General features: G+C 72.2%; 1 protein-coding gene. It reads left to right on the top strand.

Features of this window, described 5'->3' with window-relative positions; genetic code table 11:
• The coding region (locus tag G4D86_RS51505) for a non-ribosomal peptide synthetase (RefSeq protein WP_164003066.1) at positions 1-2,937 on the top strand (2,937 nt) is incomplete at both ends.

The following is a 2,937-nucleotide window of genomic DNA, read 5'->3' as shown; positions in this document are numbered from 1 at the left end:
CTGCCCAGCACCACGTGCTGCTGCTCGTCTTCCATCACCTGCTGGTGGACGGCCTCTCCCTCGACGTCCTCATGCGCGAGCTGGGGGAAGCCTGGACGGCCCTCTCCCGCGGCCAGTCTCCTTCCCTGCCTCCGGTGCGCCTGGGCTACGCCGACGTCGCCGCCTGGCAGCAGTCCCCCGCCGTGCGGGCGCGCGAGGAGGCCCAACTGCACTGGTGGCGCCAGCACCTGCACGACGCCCCCTCGTTGTTGCAGCTTCCCACCGACAGGCCCCGCCCCGCCGTCCTCTCCGACGCCGGCGGCTTCTCCCCTCCCCTGCGCCTGCCCCCTTCCGTCTCCCTGCGCCTTCGCGAGGTGTGCCGCCAGCACCACGTCACTCCCTTCATGGCGCTCTACGCCGCCTTCGCCGCACTCCTCCACCGCTACTGCGGCCAGCTCCAACTCTGCGTCGGCACTCCCGTCGCCTCTCGCCCACACCCCGCCACCGACTCCGTCGTCGGCCTCTTCGTCAACACCGTCGTCCTCCGCACCCACCTCTCCCCCTCTCTGCCCTTCTCCTCCCTGCTGGCGGCCGTGCGCTCCACAGCCCTCGACGCCTTCGCCCACCAGGACGTCCCCTTCGAGCGCCTCGTCCACTCGCTCGACCTGCCTCGCAGCCCCAGCCTCTCTCCCCTCTTCCAGGTGATGTTCGACCTGAATCGGGTGGAGCACTCGCTGGCCCATGCGCTGTCGGGATTGGAGGCGCGCGCGCTCCACGTCGTGCCCTCGGCGAGCAAGTTCGACCTGACGCTCATCGCCAATGAAGACGCGGCGGGCTACGAGCTGGTGATGGAGTACCGCTCGGAGCTGTTCGACGCGGCCACGGTGGAGCGCATGCTGGGCCACTACGTCCGGCTCCTCTCCTCCGCGCTCGACGCTCCCGACACGCAACTCCAGGCCCTGCCCCTGCTCTCCGACGCCGAGCACCAGCTCGCCCTGCGCGGCGACACGCCGACGCGCCGGGAATATGCGCTCGGGCAGTGCGCGCATGAGCTCTTCGCCGAGTGGGCTCAGCGTGCGCCCCATCGCGTGGCCCTGGCCTACGAAGGCGGCCAGTGGACGTACGCGGAGCTGGAGGCCGTCACCTCGCGCGACGCGCGGCGGCTCGCGGCCCAGGGAGTCGGCCCGGAGCAGGTGGTCGCCCTCGTGGGCCCGCGCACCGAGGCCATGGTGCGCGCCATCGTCTCCGTGCATAGGGCGGGCGGCGCCTACCTGCCCATCGACGAGCGGCTGCCCTCCGCCCGCGTGGCTCGGCTGCTCATCGAGAGCCGCGCTCCCTTCGTACTCGCGCTCGGCGGCGCCGGCGCGCTGATGGAGCAGGCCCTGGCCGAAGTGCCCGAGGAGGCACGCCCGCGCATCCTGTCGCTCGATTGCAGCGAGTCCACGGGTGACGGACCGCTGCCCCGCCGGGCCGGGCCGGAGCACCTCGCGTATGTGCTCTTCACCTCCGGCTCCACGGGCGTCCCCAAGGGGGTGATGATCGACCACCGGGGCATGCTCAATCACATCCTCGGCCTGAAGGAGGTGCTGGGCCTCTGCGAGGACGACATCGTCGCCCAGACGGCGGCGGTGAGCTTCGACATCTCCGTGTGGCAGATGCTGGGCGCGCTCACCTTCGGCGGCACCACGTACGTCTTCGACGACGCGGTGGTTCAGGAGCCGCTGCGCCTGGCCGCCGCGCTGGAGGCCACCGGAGCCACCATCGCCGAGCTGGTGCCGGGCGTCATCCAGTCCATGCTGGAGGATGGCGCGCCGGAGAAGGCGCCCTCGTTCCAGTGCCTGCGGTGGATGATTCCCACGGGCGAGGCGCTGCCTCCCGCCGTGTGCCGCGCGTGGTTCTCCCACTACCCGCGCGTGCCGCTCATCAACGCGTATGGACCGGCTGAGTGCTCGGACGACGTCACGGTGCACCCGATGCACGCGCCTCCGGAGCGGGCCACCACGCCCATTGGCCGGCCCGTTCCCAACCTGGACGTGTACGTGCTCGACGAGGCGCTGCGACCCGTTCCCCTGGGCGTGGTGGGCGAGCTGTACGTGGGCGGCGTGGGCGTGGGCCGCGGCTACCTCCGCCGTCCCGAGCTCACCGCCGAGCGCTTCGTGCCGGACCCCTACTCCGGCGTCCCCGGCGCGCGCATGTACCGCACGGGCGACCTGGGACGGCGGCTGCCCGACGGCGTACTGGAGTTCCTGGCGCGCGCCGACTTCCAGGTGAAGGTGCGCGGCTTCCGCATCGAGCTGGCGGAAATCGAGGCCTCGCTGGAGCTGCTGCCCGAGGTGCGCTCGGCCGTGGTGATGGCGCGTGAGCGGCGGCCGGGAGACGCGGTGCTGGTGGCCTGGGTGGTGGCCTCCCGGCCCGGCGTGAGTGAGGAGCAGGTGCTGGAGGCGTTGGCGCTCCGGCTGCCGGCGTACATGGTGCCGTCGCGCGTCGTCCTGCTCGACGCGCTGCCGCTGGGACCCAATGGGAAGGTGGACCGCAAGGCACTGCCGGCGCCCACGGAGGCGACGCCCCGGGCCGCGGGTGCACGCCGCCACGCTTCGCCGAGGGAGGCGCTCCTGGCGGAGCTCTTCGCCGAGGTGCTGGGCGTGGAGGAGGTCTCTCCCGAGGCTGACTTCTTCCACCTGGGAGGGCACTCGCTGAGCGCGACGCGGCTGGTGGCGCGGGTGCGGCAGGCGTTTGGGGTGGAGTTGCCGCTGGCGGCGCTGTTCGCGTCTCCCACCGTGGCCGGACTGGCGCGCGAGTTGGAGAAGCTGCGCTCGGCGGGGCTGCCTCCTCTTCCGGCGCCCTCGCCGCTTGCGCAAGGCACGCCGCCTGTCGTCTCCTCCGCCCAGCAGCGGCTGTGGTTCCTTCACCAGCTTCAGCCTGACTCCTGCGCGTACCACGTACCGGAAGCCGTGGAGC

This window comes from Pyxidicoccus caerfyrddinensis, from assembly GCF_010894405.1.
GTDB lineage: Bacteria > Myxococcota > Myxococcia > Myxococcales > Myxococcaceae > Myxococcus > Myxococcus caerfyrddinensis.
Note: the sequence above shows the minus strand (reverse complement) of the source record. Positions and strands in the feature narration are given on the sequence as shown.